Genomic DNA, 23,503 nt, shown 5'->3' on the forward strand with positions numbered 1-23,503 from the left:
ACACGCTTATAAGCAGAGAATGACAGCATTATCTTCTAACAATATTAAAACACCGGAAATTGACGGAATTTCAATTGACTGCGTAATTTTTGGTTTCAAAAAAGAAAGCCTTGAAGTACTTTTGGTACAGCATGCCGGGGGAGAAAGCGAAGGCAGCTGGGGATTACTTGGAGGCTGGATGAAAAGAGAAGAAAGCGCCGACGATGCCGCCCACCGAATTCTCTATGAACTTACAAGTCTTGATAATATTTATCTGGAGCAGTTAAAGGCATTTACAAATCCGAAACGCGTTTTGGATCGTCGTATTGTAACTATAGGATATTACACTCTTGTTAATCAGGAAGATTATAATGTTAAAGCAAGTTTAGACGTGCGCGAAGCCAAATGGTGCAAGATTAAGGAAGTTCCAAATTTAATATTTGACCATAACGAGATTTTAAATTTCAGCTTACTGCAGCTTCAAAACCGTGTACGCCAGGCACCAATTGGGTTTAACCTGCTGCCAGAAAAATTTACTTTATTGCAGTTGATGCATCTTTATGAAGAAATTCTTGGTATTGAATTGGACAAATCTAATTTTCGCCGAAAAATTCTTCACATGAAATTACTTGTTGCCCTCGACGAAAAACAGCAAGACGTATCACATAGGGCTGCAAAATTGTACAAATTTGATCCTGCCATCTATAAAAAACTGACTGAGAAAGGATTCAATTTTGAGTTCTAAAATACAAAGAGGTATCAAATAATTGATACCTCTTTTTTATACTAATTCAATTTCGACTATAAACAAGTCAGAACACAGGTATATCCATCAAGCATAGGATAAGAACTTCCCTGACAGCCCGTTGCTACTAAACCGTATCCTGAAGCGCAAATGCTTTTAGGAACTGTGAATCGGCCAACAGGTGTTACGCCTCCAGTAATGTTTTTCATTTCGTCATTTGAAAGCCTGCCAAATTTAGCCGCAAGCTGCATGGTTTGATTTTTCATAATTGTTGGGGTTTAATTAGTAAATAATAAAAACTCATCTATTATTTTTCAAAGTAATCCTGTGCACAGAGATTTTAAAAAATAATACTAAAACCAAAAGCTGATCAATCTTATGGTTATATTGACTACAAGTATAATCATATTTCGCTAAACCGACAATTATTCGCACAAAATTTACAAATTAATCAGCTAAAATTCATTTTTGATCTTTTTTCAATAAGCAACCCGTCAAACAAGTCTATTAATCAAAACATTCTTCAAGTTTTTGTACTAAAGCTAAAAGCTCTATAAAAACCAATAACTAGGTTTAAACACTGAAAAACAGCTTTTTGTACCCAAAAGTCAAAATCCGGAAACTAAATTCCAGAATCCAAAACTTTGCGTTATCTTTGCCCCTCAATAAGATGCGTTAAAGCAATTGCTACAGCGTACTTTAGATGCTGAAAAATACTTAAAACTCGTTAGAGAACTGATATATTAAAATGAAGAAGATTCGTAACTTTTGCATTATTGCACACATTGACCACGGTAAAAGTACACTGGCGGACAGATTACTAGGCGCAACACAAACCGTTACAGCTCGTGAAGAAAAAGCACAATTGCTTGACAACATGGACCTGGAGCGTGAGCGTGGTATTACCATAAAGAGTCACGCCATTCAGATGGAATACACTTATAAAGGTGAAGAATACATTCTGAATTTAATTGATACTCCGGGCCACGTAGATTTTTCATACGAAGTTTCAAGATCTATTGCTGCCTGTGAAGGAGCTTTATTGATTGTTGATGCAGCGCAAAGTATTCAGGCACAAACGATTTCAAATTTATATTTAGCTTTAGAAAACGACCTGGAAATTATTCCGGTTCTAAATAAAGTTGATTTACCAAGCGCAAATCCAGAAGAAGTAAGCGACGATATTATCGATTTATTAGGATGTAAATTAGAAGATATTATTCACGCTTCTGGTAAAACAGGTTTTGGTGTTGAGAACATTCTTGCTGCTATTATCGAAAAAATCCCTCCTCCAAAAGGAAATCCGGAGGAACCCTTACAAGCTTTGATTTTTGACTCGGTTTACAACCCGTTTCGAGGCATCGAAGTAATCTTTAGAGTGGTAAACGGTGAAATTAAAAAAGGCCAGAAAATTAAATTCATGGCTACTGATAATGAATATTTTGCTGATGAAATTGGAACTTTAAAATTAAATCAGGTTCCTAAAAATGTAGTTTCAGCCGGAGATGTAGGGTATTTAATTTCTGGAATTAAAGAAGCACGTGAAGTAAAAGTTGGTGATACGATTACGGATGCAAAAGTGCCGACAACAAATATGATTACTGGTTTTGAGGATGTAAAACCAATGGTATTTGCCGGAATTTATCCTGTTGATACTGAAGATTATGAAGATTTACGATCTTCAATGGAAAAATTACAGCTAAACGATGCTTCGTTAGTATTTACTCCTGAGAGTTCTGCAGCGTTAGGATTTGGTTTCCGTTGCGGCTTCTTAGGAATGCTTCACATGGAAATTATTCAGGAACGTTTAGAGCGTGAATTTGACATGACGGTTATTACTACAGTTCCTAACGTTTCGTATTTAGCTTACACTAAAAAAGAACCGGAAAAAGCATTAATAGTAAATAATCCTTCAGATTTACCTGAACCTTCAAAACTAGACCGTGTTGAAGAACCTTATATAAAAGCGACTATCATTACAAAATCTGATTTCGTAGGAAACGTAATGAGTTTATGTATTGAAAAACGTGGTTTAATTACAAATCAGACTTATCTGACTACTGAACGAGTTGAATTAAACTTTGATATGCCTTTGGCCGAAATTGTATTCGATTTTTACGATCGTTTAAAAACGGTTTCTAAAGGTTATGCGTCTTTTGATTACTCTCCTATCGGGATGCGTACTTCGAAATTAGTAAAACTGGATGTTCTTTTAAATGCACAGACTGTTGATGCACTTTCTGCCTTAATTCACGAGGATAACGCGTATAACATTGGTAAAAAAATGACCGAGAAATTACGTGAATTAATCCCAAGACAACAATTCGATATTCCGATTCAGGCTGCAATTGGGGCAAAAATTATTGCTCGTGAAACAATTAAAGCACTTCGTAAAGACGTTACCGCAAAATGTTATGGTGGAGATATTTCGCGTAAGCGTAAACTTCTTGAAAAACAGAAAAAAGGTAAAAAACGTATGCGTCAGGTAGGAAACGTTGAGATTCCGCAAGAAGCATTTATGGCTGTTTTGAAATTGAACGACTAGACTTTCTTTTCAAGATAGAAAATAGAATAAAATATAGATTGAACCCGATGACTTATGTTATCGGGTTTTATGTTTTTATAGAACTTTAATTCTCAATAAATACGTGGCTTCATCCCTAAAAACTTAAATTTTCACCTGCAATTAAACAAGTAAATACCTATAAAAAAGACTAAATATTAACTCAATAGAATCAATATTAATGCATTCGACTAGCACAGCAAAGGTTTTAACATTAAAAACATAACTTTAATCTTACAACTTAAAAATTAATATTATGAAAACTAGATTTTTTATTATTTTATCAATGCTGACTTTTTCATTTGCCAATGCACAACAACAAGAAGTTGATTCTGAAATGAACTCCGCAAAAGGTATCACTTTTCAAAGCGGCGACATGTTTCTTGAAGGTTCTATCAAAATCAGCACTGGCGGCGAAAATGATTATTATGGGTTCAGCCCAAAATTTGGCTACTTATTGAATGATAAATTTGCGGTTGGAGCAAAAATAGATTACTCAAGCAACAAAGAAGAAGCAACTGGTATCAAAACCAATGTATTTGGAGTTGGCGCTTTTGCACGTTATTATTTCTTAGAATTGGATAAAAAACGTTTAAAAACGTATGCTGAAGTTGGTTTGGGTTACGGACAAAACAAAACCGAAACACCACTTGCCGGCAGTGATACGGATAACAGTTTAACCGCTGATATTAATGTGGGGTTAAACTACTTTGTAACCAAAAATATAGCAGTAACTTTTGTTCTGGCAAACGTTTTGGCTTACAACAGTGTTTCACCTGAAAATGGTCCATCGTCTGACACTTTTCAATTAAACATTAATTTATTTGAAAACATCTTCGATCAGCCTCAATTTGGAGTTTTATACAGATTCTAATATAAACAGAAATAGGGTTTTAAAAAAGCTGTCTCAATTTGGGACAGCTTTTTTATTTCTTTAAACTGCAAACCTTTGTAACTTTGAGCTGCCTAACCTTTGAACCAAAAGAAAAATGCTCGACGAAACTCCAAAACGATTTGACAGAATTGTTGCCATTCTGATTCAATTACAATCTAAAAGAATTGTAAAAGCCCAAGAATTGGCTGATCGTTTTGACTGCAGCCTTAGGACTATTTACAGAGACATCCGAACTCTTGAAGCTTCGGGCGTTCCTATTTACAGCGAGGCCGGAGTGGGTTATGCTTTGATGGAAGGTTACAGATTACCGCCTGTTATGTTTACACGCGAAGAAGTCAGCAGTTTCATTGCGGCGGAAAAACTAATGCAGAAATTTACGGATCCGTCTTTAGGAAGTCATTACGCTTCGGCGATGTACAAACTAAAATCGGTTTTGCGAAGTACAGACAAAGACTGGCTTTCGAATATTGAATCGAGAGTTGTAATGCAAATGCAGAGTACCGAACCCATGTTTAATGATAATTCGCCTAATACTTTGGCGGTTCTTTTTGAAGGAATTGCCGAGAAAAAGCAAATTTTGCTTTCGTATAAAACTTTTGATAAAGACGAAACTACGCAAAGAAACATCGAACCCGTAGGCGTTTTTCATGATCATAACAACTGGTATTTTTTAGGATATTGCCACTTACGAAAAGATTACCGTCAATTTAGAACCGACAGAATTCTGGGAATCAAAAAAAGCGAATCTGATTTTACAATCGAACATGATTCTTTAGATTCTTATTTAACTAAAACGGAGACAATCCCAACAACAAAAGTCCGCATCTTAATTGAGAAGAAAATCGCAAGATACTTGTCTACCGAGAGAAAATACCACGGTTTTATTTCTGAAAAAGAAGTTGATGGAAAAATCGAAATGAATTTTATGTGCCGGGATATCGAAAGCGGTTTTGCAAGATGGTTTTTAATGTTTGGCGATTATGCCGAAATACTGGAACCGGAAAGATTAAAAACCAGAGTTTTAGAATTAATTGAAATCAACAAACAAAGGCTTTTATAAAAAAAAACTCCCGAGAGATTATCTTCGGGAGTTTTTTGTTTTATTTCTGTTTAATAACATTATAAAAATTATAATCGGTATTTGAGGCATCTGTAATTCCTATATTTCGGCCCATTGTTACGATCTGGCCTCTGTGATAAGTACCGTGATTGATAACCTGGATTAAATACTCAGAAATTGACAGTTCGCATTCAAACCACGGATTAACAATTTTAACTTCTTTAACTAAATCTTCTTCTGACAATGAATTGATAAGATGCTTCAATTTTGAAGATGAATTCAAAAGTCCGTCAAATATTTCTTGTTTCGATAATTCATTTTCTGTTTTCTTTTCAGACATTGCAGTCTCTGAAATCACAGAAAACCAATATTCCTCGGTAGACCAAATATGATCAAGTGTTTTCATAATAGTTGAAAAACTTGAAGGAACTTCAGCGTAAAGCAATTCATCAGACTTCGGCGAAAGCCAATTCACAAATTGTTGATTTACCCATAAATTATAATCCGCATAATTTGACATTATCTTTTTTAAACTCATAGTCCTTAATTTTAGATTTACTTAATAAAGTTACAAGAAAATTCTCTAATTATCTCTCCCAGAAAAATGGCGGTTCAATGTTTAAAGCTCTTAAATATACATAAGCTTGTCCGCGGTGGTGTACTTCATTATCAATAAAATACAAGATGTTTTGAATAACAGGAAATTCATATTGTCCAAAAAGATTAAAGGTTTCGCTAAAATCTTCGATAGATAATTGTTCCCAGTATTTATTGATTTCTGCTGTCGCTTCGTCCCATTTTTCAAGATACTGCGCTTTAAAAATCAGTTTTTCTGCTCCTTCTGAGAATGGTGCCGTTTCTTTAGTTACAATTCCTTTCAAACCAGGAACCGCAATTGCCAGAAGTTCATCTACTAATTTTGCAAAAGGACGCATACCGCCAATTGAAAATTCAAAGAAATCTTTCTCAGGAAAAAGTTCAATTAAGCGGCGTGTAAGTGCGCGGTGACCTTGCCAGTGTTTCAATAAATCTTCTGAAGTAATTACTTGTGCTTCTAATGTTTTCATGATTTTTATGTTTTTAAATTTCTATACTTCAAAAGTAAAATGGCCCGGTGACAACAGTTTGTCAGCAGGGAAAATTATTTTTAAAAAATATTTTTTCTGTACTGAAGAAGCACCGCAACACTGTGAGAAAAAAACTTAGAACCTTGGCATCTCAGAATCTTAGCATCTTTAAAAAAAACCTTTGTACCTTTGCGCCTTACAAACTTTGGAACTCAAAAAAATGATTGAAGATAAAAATCCGCAGCGTACCAGTATAGCTCAATTAGGCGAGTTTGGCTTAATTGAACATTTGACCAGAAATTTTGATGTCACACAGGAATCTACTTTAAAAAGTATTGGCGATGATGCCGCAGTTCTTGATTTTAAGAACAAAAAAGTAGTTGTTTCTACCGATTTATTAATTGAAGGCGTTCACTTTGACCTGGCGTATATGCCATTGAAACATTTGGGTTATAAAGCGGTTGTCGTAAATGTATCTGACATTTGTGCCATGAATGCAAAACCAACTCAAATTACGGTTTCTGTTGCTGTTTCTAACCGTTTTCCGCTAGAAGCCCTAGAAGAATTATTTGAAGGCATTACGCATGCTGCAAAAGAATATAAAGTAGATGTTATTGGCGGTGATACTACCTCATCTCAAAAAGGGTTAATTATAAGCATTACGGCTATTGGTGAAGCAGATGAAGATGAAATCGTGTACAGAAATGGCGCGAAACAAACTGATTTATTAGTTGTAACCGGAGATATTGGTGCTGCTTATATGGGATTACAGGTTTTAGAACGCGAAAAACAGGTTTTTCAGGTAAATCCAAACAGCCAGCCAGATCTTGATCCGTATACTTATTTAGTCGAAAGACAATTGAAACCGGAAGCCAGAAAAGATGTACGCACGCTTTTGCATGCTCTTGAAATAAAACCAACGGCAATGATTGATATTTCTGATGGATTATCTTCGGAGATTATTCATTTATGCAAGCAATCGAAAGTGGGTTGTAATTTGTATGAAGACAAACTTCCGTTAGATCCGCAGTTTATTTCGACTTGCGAAGAATTTAATATCGACAGTACAACCGTTGCTATTAATGGCGGAGAAGATTATGAACTTCTTTTTACGATTGATATTAACGACTTTGATAAAATAAAAGGAAATCCAAACTTTTCAATCATCGGCCACATGGCACAGGAAAGTGAAGGAATTCATTTAGTAACCCGAGCCAACACCAGAATTGCTTTAAAAGCACGCGGCTGGGATGCTTTGAGTGAATAAATCTTTTAATCTCAAATAAAAAAATTCCAAATTCCAACGATATTAGTATCAGTTTTGGAATTTGGAATTTTTTGTTTGGAATTTTATTTTAAAAAAGTCCTTTGCTTTTTGCTTCTTTAACCAAATCTTCGTCTGATCCTGATCTTACTTTAAGCAATTCTTTAAGACTTATTCTGCGTTTTTCTATTTCGGTTAAAGAAATGGGAATGTATTGGGGCATTTCGTAAACTTCGGTTCCTTTTGATAAATGAAACAAAATCTGCTTATCAAACTCATCAATTTCTATTGAATTGTGCGGAGACTGATTCAGCATTTTAACCACTGACTGACTGTAATATTTGTGATTTTTCATCACCTTATCAAAAGCTACAAGCAATTCGTCAAAAGTGAGATCATTTTTGATTATCAACCCGTTTGGATTGATAGTTCTAATAATGGTTTTAATTTTCAGCAGCTCTGTATACATGGTCAATAGAATGATCTTGCAATGAGGCATTTTCTTCATGATGAGTTTAGCAAGATCTTCGCCTGAAAAAAGATCTTTTTCTTCATAAGCAGGCATACTGATATCCAGAAAAGCAATTTCGAACTCTGGCGTGTTCTTATTTTCTAGTAAATCATAGGCCGATCTGCAGTCATGAGCTTGTGCAATTTCGAACTCATATTCTTTGGGTTTGTAACGCGTTATTGCATTTTTGTATCCTTCAATAATAAAAGGATGATCATCAACAATTAAGATATTGGGCTTAATTAATTCCGAAATGGGGGATTTGAAATTAAATGTCATTTTTTTGCAGGTTAATTTTTTGATCAATTGGGATTTTTACAACAAGAAGTGTCCCTTCTCCTTTAGTAGATTTTATCGTTACGGTGCCTTTACACTCTGTTGCTCTATATTCAATATTATGCAATCCAATTCCGTTTTTTGTGCGCTTTACATTAAATCCTGTTCCATCATCCAAAATCGACAAAATTAAATGGTCGATTTCACTTTTAAACTCTACTTTTATTGTATCTGCATTTGCATATTTATTACAATTTTGAAGTGCCTCCTGAACTATTCTATACAAATTAATCTTGACCGTATTATTTACAAGCTCCCATTTTATATGAGAGTCAAAAGAAGTTTGCAGTTCAGACGAATACGTATTTCTTTGATTATCAAATAGTTTGTTTAAAATTACAACAAAATTATTAATTAATTCCGATTTTTCTCTGTTTAGGTCATGCGATATTTCCCGGATATCTTCTTCAATATGTTTCAGTTCGGCTAAATACTTCTTTCGCTTTGAAGCCGCCTCTGCTTCATCAATTTTATCTAAACTATCCAGACTTATTCTCACTCCAAACATACGCCCCAAAACACCATCGTGCAGTTCCTGAGCTACTTTTTTCTTTTCCTTAATTCGCGTTAATTCAATTTCATTTTGCTGCGAGATCATCAAATTGTAAATATCTTCATTCGCAACTTGTTGCTGCTGTTTAAAAAGCAGTTCTCTGTTTTTTGCCTGCTGTGTTTTGTAAACATAAAAAAATAAACCGATCAAAGTACAAATACTAAAAACATAGATTAAAGTTTTGTTTTTTTCCTGCAGATTAGAATTTTGATCCTTTATTTCGTTGGTTTCATATTCGATTCTGGAGAACTTCTCTCCCATGTTTCGTTCTGCTTTGAGTAATTTATCGTTCAGCTGTATATACTCTTTTGAATATTTTGATTCATTTTTAGGATCGACAATAGCAATTTGTTTAAGTGCGTCTAATGTATTTCTTATTTTATTTATACTTCTTGAGAGATTTAAAGCTTGTTTAGAGAATTGAATTGCCCGTAAAGTATCTTTTTTAAATGCATAATATTCAGATAAATGAATTTTACTTATTATAACACCCGATTCCAGTTTTAAACTATCTCTAATTTTCAAAGCATCATAAAATTGCTGAGGCAATCCTGTTAACTCTTTTGATTTTAATTTAGATACGGCTAAATTATCCAAAAGCATGGCATACAAATCAGTGTTCCCGTTATACAAGTCTTCCTGATCCAAACCTCTTCGCAAATACTCCTTTGCTTTATTAAAGTTATGCATCCTCAAATACACAAAACCAATATTATTTAATGAAGTTGCTTTTAATTGAAGGTCTAGCGGAATTGATTTGTCTTCAAGTGTAACTAATGCCTTATTATGATATTCAAGTGACTTTTCGTACTCTTCCCGTTCATTGTAAATAATTCCCAGTAAATTGTAACTGTCATAAATATCCCTTCCGGCATTTTTTTTATCTTTTAAAATCTTAAGGGCTTTAAATACTGTAATTTCACTTTCAAAAAAATCTCCTTGAGCTAATTGCAAATCAGCCTTTATTAAAAAAGTTTTGGCTAAGTTAAAATCATCATTAATTTCTAAATATATTTTTTCTGCCCGAAAATAATTTAAAAAAGCACTATCTGAGATAGTCTGCGATTGATAATAATCTCCTAAATAAGTATATGCCTTGGCAATATTTGCTGAATCTTTACTGTTGATTGATTTTTCTAAAGCTAATTTTGAGACATTTTGAAAGGAATGCCAATCGCCCATATTGTAATAGCGATTTGCTATCTTAAAAAGATTAACTTTTTTTACAGAGTCGTCTTTCTGGTTTTTAACAATATCAAATGCCCTTTGATTATACTTTTGTTTATATTCAAAAGGAAGATCTATATTATTTGCTAAAGAAAAATAAATAGAAAGACTGTCCTCAGAGAGATTTAAAGATACATCCTTCTTTTTCTTATTTGTACAGGCAAATAAAACAAGAAGTAAAAACAATAGTATCTGCAGGTATTTTTTCAATTTATATTTTTGATTTTCACCAAAAATACTAAAACTATAAACACAAAAAAAAAGCTGCCAAAAAACTGACAACTTTTTATTATATTATTTAATGACGCTTATTAGTCCAATTTTATTCTTGACTTTGTCAATTGACTTTCAGAAGAGAAACTTTTAAACTGATTATTACTTGAGTTCTCTTGAGCAGACCCAGTATAATCCGACTTTCGACCATTCCTTCCTTGTTGACTTCCATCAGTATCAAAACTGATATCAATACCTTTTTCAGCAGGTGAATTAGTTACTACAGGATTTGCAAAAGAAGTTGCTACCATTACTAAAGAAAATAGTCCGAAAGTTAAAGCTGTTTTTTTCATTTTTTTGGGAGATTTAATTGATTTGTATTTGGGGCTTATGATTTTGTTTACATGTTAATGATGGTGTAAAACTAAGCCTGAAATCAAAAAAAATTTACATGAAAAAATCAGTTTGTGGTAGATCATGCCCAATTGATAGTCAATGAACGTCAAATTAATGTAATTACCTAATTATTAGACCTCTAAGTAATTTCCTGCAGAAAAATCAGCGATAATTAAATCAACATTTGATTTATAGGTTTTAGAAAAAGGAATCTTTTTCGAAGAGTTTTTTATATAACAAATTGAGTTTCCGTTATGAATTCTTGCAATATAATTTCGATTGATAATATAACTGTTATGAATTCGAATAAACGGATAGGATAAAACCTGCTCAAAATGTTTTAAAGTTTTAAAAGCAGTTATCATTTCTCCCGAATTTAGATAAATATCCGTCGAATTATTGTCTGCCTGAAAATAACTTATATCGTCTGCATTTATATAGCGGTAATCGCCGTATGATTTAATGCAAATTACAAGAGGTTTATCGATAGTTTGACGCACGTTTGTATCAGATGTTACAACGGCAGATATTTCTTCTTTAAAATCAATTGATTTTATGTCTTCTGTTTGTCGATTTAATTTCAAAACCGTTTTTAACAAATCAACTGTAACCAATGGTTTTAGGATGTAATCGAAAACACCATATTGAATGGCATCAAGCGCGAAGTCTTTTTTGGATGTGATGACAACAATTCGAGGCAGTACATTTAAAAACCGATGAAGTTCGTTTATAAACAGAAGCGATAAATTGCAGGAAGAATGTTTAGGATCAATTTCGAGAAAAACAAGACAGGGTCTATATTGCAAAACCAAATTTAAACCATCCTGATAATTTGCTGCAGATGCCAGAAAAGACAATTCCGAAAAACCTTCTGCAATTGTTTGGGTTTTCGAAATACTCTCTGCATCATCATCAATAATTATATACGAATACTTTTTCAATTTTGGTTTTATTGACTTTCTACGAATATAGGAGACTTATTTACTTTTTGAACACTGATCGTTATTCAATTTGCAGAAAAAATAGATCCTGCTCTATTATTCGCAATTAAAATTACGACTTTCATTCTTTTAAGCATTTCATTGTTAACATATTGCAATCAAATGTTAACACATAAGGATGAAATGCAAAAATCTCCGATGAATGACCTAATTTAAAAATTAAAAAAATCCCAAACTCCGTTAAGGAATTTGGGATTTGTATGGTGCAATATATAAAATTTACATTTTCATTAACCAGTTTTTCATCGAAACTTCGTTTTCAATAATATCTCTTAATTCAGCTATTTTAACGCGATCTTGTTTCATGGTATCTCTATGACGAATGGTTACCGTTTCGTCTTCCAGAGTTTGATGATCAACTGTAATACAAAATGGTGTTCCAAGAGCATCTTGTCTTCTGTAACGACGTCCTACAGCATCTTTCTCATCATAAGAAACATTGAAATCCCATTTTAAATCTTCGATGATTTTCTTTGAAATTTCTGGCAATCCGTCTTTTTTAACTAGAGGCAATACCGCTGCTTTTGTTGGTGCTAAAACCGCAGGTAATTTTAATACTGTTCTTGTAGAACCGTCTTCTAAAGTTTCTTCCTGCAATGATGTTGCAAAAACAGCCAGGAACATACGATCTAAACCTACCGATGTTTCAACTACATATGGCACATAGTTTTCATTTAGTTCAGGATCAAAATATTGCAGTTTTCTACCAGAATATTGTTCGTGTGCTTTTAAGTCAAAATCGGTACGAGAGTGAATTCCTTCCAGTTCTTTGAAACCAAATGGGAAATTAAACTCAATATCTGCCGCTGCATTTGCATAATGGGCTAATTTTTCGTGATCATGAAAACGGTAATTATCTTTTCCTAATCCTAAAGATAAGTGCCATTTTAAACGTGTTTCTTTCCAGTGTTCATACCATTGCATTTCTTCACCCGGACGCACAAAAAACTGCATTTCCATTTGTTCGAATTCACGCATACGGAAAATAAATTGTCTTGCAACAATTTCGTTTCTAAAGGCTTTACCCGTTTGAGCAATTCCAAAAGGAACTTTCATACGGCCTGATTTCTGAACATTTAAAAAGTTCACAAAAATACCCTGCGCTGTTTCCGGACGTAAATATAAATCCATTGCAGACTCTGCAGAGGCACCAAGTTTAGTTCCAAACATTAAGTTGAACTGCTTTACGTCTGTCCAGTTTCTGGAACCAGTTTCAGGATCAGCAATTTCAAGTTCTTCGATTAAAGCTTTTACATCTTCAAGATCGCCATTCCCTAAAGAACGTCCTAAACGCTCTCTGATTTCTCTTTCTTTCGCTAAATATTCAACTACTCTGGCATTTGTAGTTACAAATTCCTCTTCGTTAAATGCATCGCCAAAACGAGCTTTTGCTTTTTCGATTTCTTTTTTAGCTTTTAGATTAATTTTTTCAGCAAAATCTTCAACTAAAACGTCAGCTCTATATCTTTTTTTAGAATCTTTATTATCAATTAACGGATCATTGAAAGCATCAACGTGGCCTGAAGCTTTCCAGGTTGTTGGATGCATTAATATTGCAGCATCAAGGCCGACAATATTGTCATTCATCTGAACCATTGATTTCCACCAATATTCACGGATATTCTTTTTTAATTCGACGCCATTTTGTGCGTAATCATACACTGCACTCAATCCATCGTAAACTTCGCTTGACGGAAAAATAAATCCGTACTCTTTTGCGTGCGAAACCACATTCTTAAATATATCTTCTTGTTTTGCCATAGTAATGCAAAAATATAAAAACTACTTATAAAAAAAAGAAAAATAAAAAAGATTGAAGCTCAATTTTGGCTATTTTTGTAACTAAATTCTTTCTATTTGTGTTTAATTTCATTATTGACTTATTTTTTCCCAAAGTCTGCTCCGGATGCCGCTCTGTTTTAATGACTAACGAAACGGTTTTATGTACAAACTGCCGTCATGAAATGCCCTTAACCCAATATCATTTAGATTTAAATAATCAGGCTGTTAAAAAATTCTACGGTAAAATCGAAATCGAGCATGCATCGGCATTTTTATATTTTAATAAAAAAGGAATTGTTCAGGAACTCATTCACAATCTAAAATACAAAGGCCACGAAGAAATTGGCACTGTCCTTGGCTATTGGTATGCCGAGGATTTGAAAGAACTAAAGCTGGAAAACCCATTTGATGTTATAATTCCCGTACCGCTTCATCCAAAAAAACTCAGGGAAAGAGGCTATAATCAGGTTACAACATTTGCAAAAGCTTTGTCCGAAAGTTTAAAAATTCCTTTAAATGCTTCTGTTTTATACCGAAAGAAATATTCTAAAACACAATCCAAAAAAAATCTTTTAGGAAGATTGGAGAATATCGAAAATATCTTTGATGCTCATTTATCCGAAGAAAATCAAAATAAACATTTTTTAATTGTAGATGACGTACTGACGACCGGTGCCACTCTCGAAGCTTGCTCCCGGGCTTTATTAAAAATTCCCGGTGCAAAAATCAGTATTGTCTGTATGGCGATGGCGAACTCTTAAATTCCAATAAAAAAATTCCAAATTCCAATAGACTTATCATTGGAATTTGGAATTTAAACTATTTCAATTTTATAAACCTTTAAATTATAAAAATCTTCTTCACGGTTTTTTTATCTCCATCCTCAATTGTCAGCAAATAAATCCCGGACGAAGAGCCAACCGGCAATGAAATTTCTTTACTAAAATTATCTGCATGCTCAAAAGATTGCGAATAAACAACTTTCCCCTGCATATCGTGAACATAAATCTTGGCTCCTGCTTTGGACTGGCTTTTAAACTCTACTGTAAAAGTTCCTCTGCTTGGGTTAGGGTACGGAACTGCATCTGCACTTACAGGTTTATCAACTCCTAAAGTAAAGGTTTGATTACAGATGTTTACGGATGCCGAATTTATTGTACCAAAGCTTCCCGCAACTGCATCACGAACTCTTAACGTCCAGTTTCCTTCGGGATTTTCGCCATTAAACATACTCAGCGCATCTGTTGGAACAATAATTTGACTGGTGGTTGTAGAACATTGCAAATTAGATCCCGAATCATCAAACTGCAATGCCAAAGTTGAGTTTGTACTCGCACAGCCTTTATTAAATAAACGAACCACAGTTCCTTTTGGACTTACGATTTGAATTTCAAGATCAGAAAATCTGGCATGCGTAACATTAATAGCAACATTTACATCTGAAACTGTTCCTGTAGATGAAGGAACCGCAACTGTTCGGGTTGTAAAAGAACTTCCGTATGGAATTGCAAAAGAACTTCCAAAACTATAATCATTACAGCTTGTGGTTGAGCTGTAACCTATTGCAAATGATTTACTATTTAAGGCATAATAAATATTTGCTGTTGGTTCTATCAAAATCCTGCAATATGTTGCCACATCAATGCTTTCTGGAATCAACACGGTTTCTGAACCATCATTGGGTGTTGCCGCTGCCAAAACAATTGGAAAAGTCAAACCTCCGTCTGTAGACAATTTAATATTTACGGTTGATGAACCTTGAAGTGTATTGGTATTGTTAACGCTCCATGTAATATTTTGATATGCTCCTTGCTGCCAGCTCAAATTTTCGGAGTTTTGAGAAGTTACAGCAAATGGTCCTGCCGAAGGCGTTACGGTTACTACCATTCCGTCTGTATTCGTTTGTGCCTTACCTAATGCCCCATTGTCTCTTCCTGTTAAAGCAAAATTTAATGTTCTCGCTACAGAAGAAACAGATTCCCAAGTCGTTGTTAGTTTATTTTGAAGCACAGAAGTAAAACTCGGCATATAACGAACCGGAGAAGTACTTGGAGGTATTGATCTAAACAGCGGTCCATTTGGTTTTGTAGCATAGGCAATACTATTATCACCAGAAGTCGATGTTGCATTGTCGTTTTCTTCCCAAGTAAAAGTAAGCGTATCTCCTGTCGAAGCAGTACCTGATCCGGTTAAAATAAAGGGTGTGCTTATCGGGATTGTAAAATCAGAACCGGCATTAATTGCTGGCGGATTGTTTGTTATGTCTACACTAACCGGACAGTTTTTCCCGGCAAGGTTATTTTGAATTTGAAGAATACTCGCGTATGCAAAATAATCATCAGAATTATCCTGAATATCATAATCATCCGTCACACCGGCATATCCCATAATGGTAGAACCGCTTCCAGGCTCAACACTAACTCCTGCACCTTCTATATCATAAGAAAATGTATGATTAGCGCCTAATTGATGTCCGATTTCGTGAACTACAAAATCAACATCAAATGTGTCTCCTTTTGGTATTGCATTCGACGGAGAAGTATACGCACTTCCTTTTCCTATTACGTTTGATGGGGTTGGACTATCACACACGCAGCCAATACAAGCAGCGTTTCCGCCACCGCCAGAAGCACCAAACAAATGTCCAATATCGTAATTAGCTTCGCCTATTACACTTGTAAGCGTGCTTTGAACTTCTTTGCTCCAAAAATCATTTCCATCTGTATCTGTAGAAGTTCCTTTGCCTGCACCAGAATAGGGATCTGTAGCGGCATTTGTATAAATTACTGCGTCGTTGTTGGCAATTAAAAGTAATTGTACCGCTAAATCTTTATTCAAAATACCGTTAACTCTCGTCAATGTAGCATTCATTCCTGCCAATGCTGCTTCTTTGGTTCCTCCAAAATAAGCGGCATATTCTCCGGTACAGGATAATGCCAAACGCATTGTTTTGAAAACTTTGTTATTTGAAGTAGTTTTTGTCGTTTTTGATGTGCTTGTATTTTGCGAAATCGCATCGGCCGTTTTACACGATAATTTTGATTTCGAAGATTTACTTTTAGAAGAAAACAAAACGTATTCTGATTTATTATCCGGATTTTCTTCAATAAACTCAGTTGCCTGATCGGCACGAAAAACCATGGTCTGCAAACCGCTTGGTGAAAGACTAAAATGTATTTTAGCCGATTTATCGTCTAATCCGTTTCCTTCGTATGCTCTAATTTCCGGATATTTTGCCTGAAGTTCAGGTTCAAAATTCGAAGATTCCCAAACCTGAAATCTTTCCAAAACACCTTCTGAATTAGGAATTGTAATTTGAGAGCCTGCTTTCTTCGTCTGTTTAGCTGCGACAGACGAAAGTTTTGCTTTTAGAAAATCTGTGTTTAACCGATAATATAATTTATCAGAGCTGTCAATATTTACCTGTTTTTTTAAAGAAGAAACAGAACTTGATCGCTGCCACAAATCATCACTTTGGGCATGAAGTTGTACACAACAAAATATAAACAGTAAAAGAAGTAGTTGTTTTTTCATACTTACAGTGAGCTTTATAACGTCAAAATTAATAGAATTAAATCAAATTCTTACATCTAAACGACAATTAACGTTTTTTAGTCGGCCAATCAAATCTTTTTTAAGCAAAAGAAAGCGAATCTTCTTAAAAAATCAATTCATCGAAGCACAAAATTTAAAATAGATAGTATAAATTTGCAGCATCTTAAATAATTTGTTTTGAAGCTCTTTCATTCTATAAACGATTTCCATTCGACCAAGAAAACAATTTTAACTCTTGGAACTTTTGATGGCGTACATATTGGTCATAAAAAAATTCTGGAAAGAATTACTGAAAATACCGAAAACGGAAAATATGAAAGTTTGGTGCTTACTTTTTTTCCGCATCCCAGAATGGTACTGCAGGAAAAATCAGAAATAAAACTTCTAAACACGATTTCTGAAAAAACAAAACTTTTAGAAGCTACCGGAATCGAAAATTTAGTTATCCATCCATTTGATGAAAGCTTTTCAAGACTTACTGCCGAAGAGTTTGTACATTCGATTTTAGTAGACCAGTTTCATATTCAAAAAATAATTATTGGGCACGATCATCGTTTTGGAAGAAACAGAACGGCGAATATTGACAATTTAATTGCTTTTGGAATTGAATACGGTTTTGAAGTCGAACAAATATCAGCAGAAGAAATACAAGATGTTTCTGTGAGTTCGACCAAAATCAGAAAAGCCTTAACCGAAGGAAATATGGAATTGGCTAATGATTACTTAGGTTACGATTATTTTTTAACCGGAGAAGTCGTAAAAGGAAAACAATTAGGAAGAACCATTGGATTTCCTACGGCAAATGTTCAAATTGAGGAAGAGTATAAACTGATTCCAAAAAATGGTGTTTATGTTGTTAAGGCCCTTATCGAAGATTTAGAGGTTTTTGGAATGATGAACATTGGTTTTAATCCAACAGTAAATGGCCAAAAACAAACTATCGAGGTTAATCTTTTTGATTTTGATGCCGATATTTATGGTAAAAAAATTGAAATCTCATTATTGCAATATCTTCGTGAAGAGCAAAAATTTGGTTCGATTAATTTATTAAAAGCCCAGCTGAATCAAGACAAACAAAAGGCATTGGCCATTGTAAGCAAAATCCAGTAAAGTTTCAAAAAACACTTTTGCTTCTTTTTGGATCATCGTAGTTGTTTTTTTAGTAAATTTGATATAGAACTCTGTTTTTCAAATATTTACTATTAACTTCTTTAAAAATAACCACTATGAAATTACCTAAAGAAATAACAAACGGTTTTTTAATATTCCTCGGAATCGGCATTTATTTTTTATTGATGAATGTATTGGGTTTAGCAGATTTATTTTACCTGCGTACGCTTAACGTATTTTTTATATTTTATGGCGTAAACAGAACGATGCAGATGAATCTTCATGAAGGGGAAACAAATTTTGTATCAAATGCGGTTTCGGCAATGGCAACTTCTGTAGTTGGTGTGGCTTTAAGCGTTTTTGGATTATTGGTTTACAGTTATGCCCGAGGCGGCGACGCTTATGTCGAAACTTTATCTAAAACATTTATGTTTGGAGGAAATCCGTCAGTACCAACTTATTGCATCTGTTTACTTTTTGAAGGACTTGCTTCTTCGGTTATTGTTACTTTGATGATGATGCTGTATTGGAACAACAAATATGCTGCCGATTAATTTATCACAATAAAACTAATATTTTAAGCTCTCTAAAATCATAAAAAAATACAATTCTATGATTTTAGAGAGCTTCTTTTATGAAAATACCTGATAAATATTCATTTACATTACCAGATGTTGTTGGTTGGAAAATTTAATTACATTTGAAACTTCAAAAACAATGTATCCATGAGCATGATTACAAAACACAACTGGACAAAAGAAGAAATAATCGCAATCTACAATAAACCGTTGATGGATTTGCTTTATGAAGCAGCCACGATTCATAGACAACAACATGATCCAAACGTAGTTCAGGTATCTACTTTACTTTCTATAAAAACCGGCGGATGCCCAGAAGATTGCGGCTACTGTCCTCAGGCCGCAAGATATAATACTGGGGTTGAAGGAAATGATTTAATGACTGTAAGTCAGGTAAAAGCACAAGCTTTGAGAGCTAAATCTAACGGATCTTCCCGCGTATGCATGGGAGCTGCCTGGAGGAATGTAAAAGACGGTGAAGAATTCGATCAGGTTCTGGAAATGGTTCGTACCATCAATAAACTTGACATGGAGGTTTGCTGCACTCTTGGAATGCTTACCGAAAATCAGGCACAACGTTTGGCAGAAGCCGGCTTATATGCTTACAACCATAATTTAGATACTTCTGAAGAATATTATAAAGACGTGATTTCGACACGTGGTTTCGAAGATCGTTTACAAACTATAGAAAATGTTCGTAAAACAAATGTTACGGTTTGCAGCGGCGGTATTATCGGGATGGGCGAAAGTATCGAAGACAGAGCGGGAATGCTTGTAGCGCTTTCGACTTTAAATCCGCAGCCGGAATCAGTACCAATTAATGCTTTGGTAGCGGTTGAAGGAACGCCTATGGAAGAAGAAAAACCTGTTGAAATCTGGGAAATGATTCGTATGGTGGCTACAACCAGAATTGTTATGCCGGAAACTCAGGTTCGTTTATCTGCCGGAAGAACCAATATGTCTCGCGAAGGACAGGCTATGTGCTTTTTTGCAGGAGCAAATTCAATATTTGCAGGAGATAAATTACTTACTACTCCAAACCCTGATGTAAACGACGACATGAAAATGTTTGAAACTTTAGGAATGGTCGCTCAAAAGCCTTTTATCAAAATAATGCAGCCCAAAACTGTAGAGGCAGCAGATTCTCAATTTGCACCATTAGGAGAAAAACCAAGATGGTCAAGACCGGGACATACAATTGAAAGAAATGTTGAGGCTTCGATCAAATCAAAAATTTAATTAAAAGAGCTCAAAAATCTCGATAAATATTTTTAAATTGCTTATGACACAGAGTTATAAGCAATTTTTTATTTATAAAAATGAAATTAAAACAAATCGAGAGGGTTAAAAAAATCTCTAAAGCTGATTTTATTTCCCAATATGTAAAAAAACAAATTCCAGTTGTTGTTGAAGAATTAACCGAAGACTGGCCAGCTTATGAAAAATGGAAATTATCCTATATCAATAAGATTGCCGGTGACATCACTGTTCCACTATACGATGACAGGCCCGTAAATCACGAAGAAGGTTTTAATGAGGCTCATACAAAAATGAAGATGAGTGATTACATTCATTTATTAGAATCAAAACCTACTAATTACCGCATTTTCCTTTATAATTTAATGAAAGAAGTACCATTGTTGAAAGAAGACTTCTTATGGCCGGATATTGGTTTAAAATTAGTCAGACAGCTGCCAATGTTGTTTTTTGGCGGAGAAAACGCAAAGGTATTTATGCATTATGATATTGATTACTCGAATATTCTGCATTTTCATTTTCATGGAGAAAAACAATGCATGATTTTTGCACCTGATCAGTCAAAATATATGTACAAAGTACCTCACGCTTTAATTTCAAGAGAGGATATTGATTTTGACAATCCGGATTATGATAAATTTCCTGCGCTTAAAAACGCCGAAGGTTATATCACCAATCTTAAGCATGGAGAAATGTTGTACATGCCGGAAGGATACTGGCATTATATGAAATATTTAACTCCGGGGTTTTCGATGAGTCTTCGTGCATTTCCAAAAAACATTACCAATTTATCAAAAGCAGCGTACAATGTTTTTATTATGCGCTATTTTGATATTATGATGCGAAAGTTTAAAGGCCAGAAATGGATTGATTACAAAAATGAAAAAGCTATTATTAATACAAATCAAAATCTTCGAAAGAGTGCGTGATTACGATTTTTAAGAAAGAAAAAACCAGCTGCAGTATTTCAATCTCCAGCTGGTTTTTTGTTTTTATTCCTTAGTTAAAAACAATTTTTCTAGTTTCTATTTTTCCATTTTCTAAAGTTACTTTTAAAATCAAAACCTGATTACCAGATTGGAAATTTGAAATCTGAAGTTCGTTATTATCAACTTTTTTATTGTTATAAAGTAATTTCCCCGAAATATCAAAAATCGAAACTTCTTTTATTAAATCTACATCCGAATTTAATCGTATATTTTTATCTTTTACTGAAGCATACAAACTATTGTTCTGACTTTGAAAATCATCAACACCTAAAGTACCGTTTGTATATCTTAAAACAAATCTATTGTTAAAAGTTCCAATGGCCGTAGTGAATTTATAGTTGCTGTTTTGCAGATTATGAACTGTATTGGTTACTTTATCTTCAAGATAAATTGCATGATTGCTTAAAACTCCATCTGTATGGTCAATCGCAATTGTAAATTCACCTACAATAGCAGATCTGTAACCTAGCGGCACAATATCAGATTCATCAAAAGGAAGAGCCCTGCCTTGAATCACTAAATTTTGGCCTTCGTTAATACTGTAAAAATCAAGATAAGGATTTCCGTTTAAAGATATTCCATCATAATTATGATCCCATGAATTAGTCGCTCCTTCAATATAACCTACTAATAATTGTTTAAACGCTCCTTCTGTATTCGTCAAATTTATCCAGGCTCTGTGTCTTTCTAAATTTGTTTTATTATTAGCCGTTGTTTTAAAAAACTGACTGTTATTTCCGGGCACTCTCATTGTATTAGTAAAAATAGCGGATGGATTTGTTTTTGATAGTGCGAAAAAGGCCTGGCCAGCCGCAATGTATCCAGACGGGGCAGTTTGATTTCCAGGGCTCTCTGCGCCCTCGCTGTCCATGTCTCCTATCAGTACACTTCCTGTTATATTATAAATTGCATAATCAGCACTATTGTATTTGTACGGAGCTGTTCCGCCAGTTCCCGGAGTTGTATTATGAGTCCAAAAGTATAAAGTACCATATAGATTATCCGCATTATCAAAAATAAACTGATCTGCATATATTGCTGACGGATAAGGATTCCCTATTAAATTCCATTTTTCGATACCTACAAGTGCCACAGGAATCGTTCCATTATTAGGAACCCCAACAAATGTGGCAGTTTGCGTCCCTGGTGTAACAATATCAAAATACTGCGGTCCTCTAACACTGTAGCCCTGACCGGGAATCATTTCTATATTTCCATTATAATGAATCACCCAGCTTGCATTAGGATTATAACTGGTATACTTATCGGCCAAGGTACCCGGAGATAAATCATGCAAAGTAAAAATCGGGGTACGAACAATTGGTGAGGACCAATAAGTATAATCATATCGACGGGTTAGAGTGTTTCTTTTATAAATAATATTTCCAGTATTTACTGCATTGGCAGTCTGCAATAAACTTGAATTGTTTTCAAAAGTTAATGTTCCTCCATTATTATTCACTGCATTTGTAATTGTTAAGGTATGATTCGAATTTACCGTAACATTTACACCTGGATCTACAGTACAAGAACATCCGTTTAAGTTTCCTGTTGTAGAATAATTACCTGAAAACCGAATAGCATCTGTTATTAGAGGTTCACTTCCTTTTGACCAGGCTGTTCCGTTCCAGGTATTTGTAACAGGTGCAAAGATCTCAATACCAGCTGTTGGCAATGAAGGGCAGCTTGAAATTTGTTCAACAGTAAAAGTGTAGATTCCCGGAGCTAAATTAGACACCGTAAAACTCGGAGTTGAACCTGTGTAAATTTGCTGTACGGTTCCGTTACTTTGCCTGATAGTCCAGGTAACTGATGGAATTAAACCGTTTAATGTTATACTTCCGGAAGGATTAACACAAGTGGGCTGCACAACCGTTCCCGGAACTGGTGCGTCGGGTTTTGGGTTAATTGTAATTACCGCTGTTCCATTTGTAAACCCCGAACTTCTAGTACAGAATGCATCAGTAACCGAAACCAGTACATAAGTCGTCGAGCTGTTAATTGGGGAAGTAAAAGGTATAAAACCAGTTCCGCTTGCAATTCCTGTGGCAGTTATATTTGGCCCGCCGTTCTCAGTGTAAACAATTGTATAAGGCCCTGTACCTGCAGATGCTGTAAAAGTTAACTGACCAGCACTTGTTCCACAAAACGGACCATTGGCTGTTAGACTTCCTTGTGGCAATGGATTTACTGTCACCGAAAAAGGAGAACCTGCAGAAACACAGCCGTTCGCATTTTTAACTGTTAGTGTTCCCGTATAAGTTCCTGCTGCTGTTCCGGAAGGAATTGCAAGAGTAACCGAACCCGGCTGAAGAGCCTGGTCTGTAACCGCGGCAAAAGTATTCGCAGGACTTGTATTCCAAACAATACTATACGTTGTCGGGCTATTTGTCGTAGCACTGTAAGTTAAAGCAGTAGTTTG

General features: G+C 34.7%; 20 protein-coding genes. 10 read left to right on the forward strand and 10 right to left on the reverse strand.

All coding sequences use genetic code 11. From position 1 onward, the window contains the following. Positions 1-19: 19 nt before the first annotated feature. Complete coding sequence (locus BKM63_RS05085; protein WP_071635541.1) at positions 20-724, forward strand: NUDIX hydrolase; 705 nt, start codon at positions 20-22, stop codon at positions 722-724. A 56-nt stretch (positions 725-780) separates the two neighbouring features. Here BKM63_RS05085 and BKM63_RS05090 read toward each other — a convergent pair whose 3' ends face one another. Beyond that, positions 781-990 carry a hypothetical protein gene (locus BKM63_RS05090; protein WP_071635542.1) on the reverse strand — a complete coding sequence of 70 codons (210 nt, stop codon included), beginning with the start codon at positions 988-990 and terminating at the stop codon, positions 781-783. 482 nt (positions 991-1,472) lie between these two features. On the opposite strand from BKM63_RS05090, the gene lepA reads away from it, so the two are divergent. The 3 genes from lepA to BKM63_RS05105 all read left to right on the forward strand — a co-directional run bounded on the left by lepA (position 1,473) and on the right by BKM63_RS05105 (position 5,242). Further along, complete coding sequence (lepA, locus tag BKM63_RS05095; RefSeq protein ID WP_071635543.1) at positions 1,473-3,269, forward strand: translation elongation factor 4; 1,797 nt, start codon at positions 1,473-1,475, stop codon at positions 3,267-3,269. 274 nt (positions 3,270-3,543) lie between these two features. Beyond that, the gene (locus BKM63_RS05100; protein ID WP_071635544.1) at positions 3,544-4,161 is read left to right on the forward strand and encodes an outer membrane beta-barrel protein; all 618 of its coding nucleotides are present in this window, start codon (positions 3,544-3,546) and stop codon (positions 4,159-4,161) included. A gap of 115 nt (positions 4,162-4,276) precedes the next feature. Next, positions 4,277-5,242 carry a helix-turn-helix transcriptional regulator gene (locus BKM63_RS05105; protein WP_071635545.1) on the forward strand — a complete coding sequence of 322 codons (966 nt, stop codon included), beginning with the start codon at positions 4,277-4,279 and terminating at the stop codon, positions 5,240-5,242. A 40-nt stretch (positions 5,243-5,282) separates the two neighbouring features. Here BKM63_RS05105 and BKM63_RS05110 read toward each other — a convergent pair whose 3' ends face one another. Together BKM63_RS05110 and BKM63_RS05115 are read right to left on the reverse strand one after the other, a co-directional pair. Next, positions 5,283-5,780, reverse strand: a complete 498-nt coding sequence (locus BKM63_RS05110; protein ID WP_071635546.1) for a DinB family protein — start codon at positions 5,778-5,780, stop codon at positions 5,283-5,285. 49 nt (positions 5,781-5,829) lie between these two features. Next, on the reverse strand, positions 5,830-6,309 hold the full coding sequence (locus tag BKM63_RS05115; protein ID WP_071635547.1) for a DinB family protein: 480 nt from the start codon (positions 6,307-6,309) through the stop codon (positions 5,830-5,832). A 220-nt stretch (positions 6,310-6,529) separates the two neighbouring features. Between BKM63_RS05115 and thiL the strand changes: the two genes are divergently transcribed. Then, positions 6,530-7,576 carry a thiamine-phosphate kinase gene (thiL, locus tag BKM63_RS05120; protein WP_071635548.1) on the forward strand — a complete coding sequence of 349 codons (1,047 nt, stop codon included), beginning with the start codon at positions 6,530-6,532 and terminating at the stop codon, positions 7,574-7,576. 88 nt (positions 7,577-7,664) lie between these two features. Here thiL and BKM63_RS05125 read toward each other — a convergent pair whose 3' ends face one another. The 5 genes from BKM63_RS05125 to BKM63_RS05145 form a co-directional block, all read right to left on the reverse strand. Then, positions 7,665-8,363, reverse strand: coding sequence for a response regulator (locus BKM63_RS05125; RefSeq protein ID WP_071635582.1), 699 nt, complete (start codon positions 8,361-8,363; stop codon positions 7,665-7,667). Further along, positions 8,353-10,410, reverse strand: coding sequence for a tetratricopeptide repeat-containing sensor histidine kinase (locus tag BKM63_RS05130; RefSeq protein WP_071635583.1), 2,058 nt, complete (start codon positions 10,408-10,410; stop codon positions 8,353-8,355). Before BKM63_RS05130 ends, BKM63_RS05125 begins: the two co-directional genes overlap by 11 nt. 101 nt (positions 10,411-10,511) lie before the next feature. Continuing rightward, on the reverse strand, positions 10,512-10,766 hold the full coding sequence (locus BKM63_RS05135; RefSeq protein WP_071635549.1) for a hypothetical protein: 255 nt from the start codon (positions 10,764-10,766) through the stop codon (positions 10,512-10,514). Between the two features lie 174 nt (positions 10,767-10,940). Next, a complete protein-coding gene (locus BKM63_RS05140) occupies positions 10,941-11,750 on the reverse strand; it encodes a LytR/AlgR family response regulator transcription factor (protein ID WP_071635550.1) in 810 nt (269 codons plus the stop codon). Between the two features lie 279 nt (positions 11,751-12,029). Continuing rightward, on the reverse strand, positions 12,030-13,571 hold the full coding sequence (locus BKM63_RS05145) for a glycine--tRNA ligase (protein WP_071635551.1): 1,542 nt from the start codon (positions 13,569-13,571) through the stop codon (positions 12,030-12,032). A 161-nt stretch (positions 13,572-13,732) separates the two neighbouring features. On the opposite strand from BKM63_RS05145, the gene BKM63_RS05150 reads away from it, so the two are divergent. Continuing rightward, entirely contained in the window at positions 13,733-14,353 is a 621-nt protein-coding gene (locus tag BKM63_RS05150; RefSeq protein WP_071635552.1) for a ComF family protein, read from the forward strand. Positions 14,354-14,432: 79 nt separating this feature from the next. Here BKM63_RS05150 and BKM63_RS05155 read toward each other — a convergent pair whose 3' ends face one another. Continuing rightward, positions 14,433-17,126 carry a reprolysin-like metallopeptidase gene (locus BKM63_RS05155; protein WP_071635553.1) on the reverse strand — a complete coding sequence of 898 codons (2,694 nt, stop codon included), beginning with the start codon at positions 17,124-17,126 and terminating at the stop codon, positions 14,433-14,435. Between the two features lie 198 nt (positions 17,127-17,324). Here BKM63_RS05155 and BKM63_RS05160 point away from each other — a divergent pair, with 198 nt between their 5' ends. The 4 genes from BKM63_RS05160 to BKM63_RS05175 all read left to right on the forward strand — a co-directional run bounded on the left by BKM63_RS05160 (position 17,325) and on the right by BKM63_RS05175 (position 21,021). Next, positions 17,325-18,257 carry a bifunctional riboflavin kinase/FAD synthetase gene (locus BKM63_RS05160; RefSeq protein WP_071635554.1) on the forward strand — a complete coding sequence of 311 codons (933 nt, stop codon included), beginning with the start codon at positions 17,325-17,327 and terminating at the stop codon, positions 18,255-18,257. 116 nt (positions 18,258-18,373) lie between these two features. After that, positions 18,374-18,811, forward strand: coding sequence for a hypothetical protein (locus BKM63_RS05165; protein WP_071635555.1), 438 nt, complete (start codon positions 18,374-18,376; stop codon positions 18,809-18,811). Between the two features lie 171 nt (positions 18,812-18,982). Continuing rightward, positions 18,983-20,074: a biotin synthase BioB gene (gene bioB / locus BKM63_RS05170; RefSeq protein ID WP_071635556.1), complete on the forward strand. Its 1,092-nt coding sequence runs from the start codon at positions 18,983-18,985 to the stop codon at positions 20,072-20,074. 80 nt (positions 20,075-20,154) lie between these two features. After that, positions 20,155-21,021, forward strand: coding sequence for a cupin-like domain-containing protein (locus BKM63_RS05175; RefSeq protein WP_071635557.1), 867 nt, complete (start codon positions 20,155-20,157; stop codon positions 21,019-21,021). Between the two features lie 70 nt (positions 21,022-21,091). Here the strand turns inward: BKM63_RS05175 and BKM63_RS05180 are convergent. Next, positions 21,092-23,503: T9SS sorting signal type C domain-containing protein (locus tag BKM63_RS05180; RefSeq protein ID WP_071635558.1), on the reverse strand; the 2,412-nt coding region annotated here is incomplete at its 5' end.

The sequence above is a fragment of the Flavobacterium johnsoniae genome, from assembly GCF_001879205.1.
GTDB classification, from domain to species: domain Bacteria; phylum Bacteroidota; class Bacteroidia; order Flavobacteriales; family Flavobacteriaceae; genus Flavobacterium; species Flavobacterium johnsoniae_A.

Excerpts from the sequence above, each read along its gene's own strand:
- BKM63_RS05125 (WP_071635582.1), bottom strand. The coding sequence starts at position 8,363 with ATGACATTTAATTTCAAATCCCCCATTTCGGAATTAATTAAGCCCAAT.
- BKM63_RS05165 (WP_071635555.1), top strand. The coding sequence starts at position 18,374 with ATGAAATTACCTAAAGAAATAACAAACGGTTTTTTAATATTCCTCGGA.
- lepA (WP_071635543.1), top strand. The coding sequence starts at position 1,473 with ATGAAGAAGATTCGTAACTTTTGCATTATTGCACACATTGACCACGGT.
- BKM63_RS05135 (WP_071635549.1), bottom strand. The coding sequence starts at position 10,766 with ATGAAAAAAACAGCTTTAACTTTCGGACTATTTTCTTTAGTAATGGTA.
- BKM63_RS05155 (WP_071635553.1), bottom strand. The coding sequence starts at position 17,126 with ATGAAAAAACAACTACTTCTTTTACTGTTTATATTTTGTTGTGTACAA.
- BKM63_RS05110 (WP_071635546.1), bottom strand. The coding sequence starts at position 5,780 with ATGAGTTTAAAAAAGATAATGTCAAATTATGCGGATTATAATTTATGG.
- BKM63_RS05085 (WP_071635541.1), top strand. The coding sequence starts at position 20 with ATGACAGCATTATCTTCTAACAATATTAAAACACCGGAAATTGACGGA.
- thiL (WP_071635548.1), top strand. The coding sequence starts at position 6,530 with ATGATTGAAGATAAAAATCCGCAGCGTACCAGTATAGCTCAATTAGGC.
- BKM63_RS05175 (WP_071635557.1), top strand. The coding sequence starts at position 20,155 with ATGAAATTAAAACAAATCGAGAGGGTTAAAAAAATCTCTAAAGCTGAT.
- bioB (WP_071635556.1), top strand. The coding sequence starts at position 18,983 with ATGAGCATGATTACAAAACACAACTGGACAAAAGAAGAAATAATCGCA.
- BKM63_RS05100 (WP_071635544.1), top strand. The coding sequence starts at position 3,544 with ATGAAAACTAGATTTTTTATTATTTTATCAATGCTGACTTTTTCATTT.
- BKM63_RS05150 (WP_071635552.1), top strand. The coding sequence starts at position 13,733 with ATGACTAACGAAACGGTTTTATGTACAAACTGCCGTCATGAAATGCCC.
- BKM63_RS05105 (WP_071635545.1), top strand. The coding sequence starts at position 4,277 with ATGCTCGACGAAACTCCAAAACGATTTGACAGAATTGTTGCCATTCTG.
- BKM63_RS05090 (WP_071635542.1), bottom strand. The coding sequence starts at position 990 with ATGAAAAATCAAACCATGCAGCTTGCGGCTAAATTTGGCAGGCTTTCA.
- BKM63_RS05115 (WP_071635547.1), bottom strand. The coding sequence starts at position 6,309 with ATGAAAACATTAGAAGCACAAGTAATTACTTCAGAAGATTTATTGAAA.
- BKM63_RS05145 (WP_071635551.1), bottom strand. The coding sequence starts at position 13,571 with ATGGCAAAACAAGAAGATATATTTAAGAATGTGGTTTCGCACGCAAAA.